This window comes from Bacillus sp. 7884-1 (assembly GCF_002272245.1).
GTDB lineage: Bacteria > Bacillota > Bacilli > Bacillales > Cytobacillaceae > Neobacillus.
In genome coordinates this window covers 1-841 of the sequence record NZ_NPDD01000332.1, presented here as the reverse complement: position 1 = coordinate 841, position 841 = coordinate 1, and the positions used below count along the sequence as shown (strand labels likewise).

The 841-nt window shown below is 37.7% G+C and carries 1 protein-coding gene; it reads left to right on the top strand.

Going from position 1 to position 841, the window contains the following annotated elements:
• Positions 1-54: 54 nt before the first annotated feature.
• Positions 55-841: RNA-guided endonuclease TnpB family protein (locus CHI06_RS28975; protein WP_095252074.1), on the top strand; the 787-nt coding region annotated here is incomplete at its 3' end.

Below are 841 nucleotides of genomic sequence, written 5' to 3'. Positions count from 1 at the left end.
CCTCAATATGGTATAATAAGAACAAACATTCCCCTTGAAGGTGAGGTGAAAACAATGTTAATCAACAAAGCATATAAGTTCCGTATCTATCCAACTGAACAACAGGAAATCCTTATTGCTAAGACAATTGGATGTTGTCGTTTCGTATTCAATCGCTTTTTGGGACAGTGGAATGATAAATACAAAGCGACCGGAAAAGGATTAACCTACAATTCCTGTTCTGCTGAATTAACACAGTTGAAAAAGGAATTACTATGGTTAAAAGAAGTTGATAGCATAGCTCTCCAATCCTCACTGAAAAACCTTGCTGATTCGTATACACGATTCTTCAAAAAGCAAAACAAATCCCCTCGCTTCAAATCTAAAAAGAATAGAGTGCAGTCTTACACAACAAAAGAAACGAACGGAAACATTGACATTGCAGGCAACAAAATTAAATTGCCAAAACTTGGACTTGTTCGTTTTGCTAAAAGCCGTGAAGTGGATGGTCGTATTTTAAATGCTACTATTAGACGGAATCCAAGTGGAAAATACTTTGTATCCATTCTTGCAGCAGTGGAGGCTCATCCTGTAGACAAAACAAGCTCTTCCGTTGGTGTTGACTTAGGATTAAAAAACTTTGCCATTCTTTCAAATGGTGAAGTATATGGTAATCCTAAATGGCTTCGTGCATCGGATAAGAAACTAGCTGATGCCCAGCGTGTTCTTTCCCGAAGACAGCAGCTCGCTTTGAAACGAAAATGTAAATTGGATGATGCGAAAAACTTCCAAAAGCAAAAACGGAAAGTAGCTCGAATCCATGAGAAAATCACAAATGCAAGAACAGACTACTTGCAAAAAA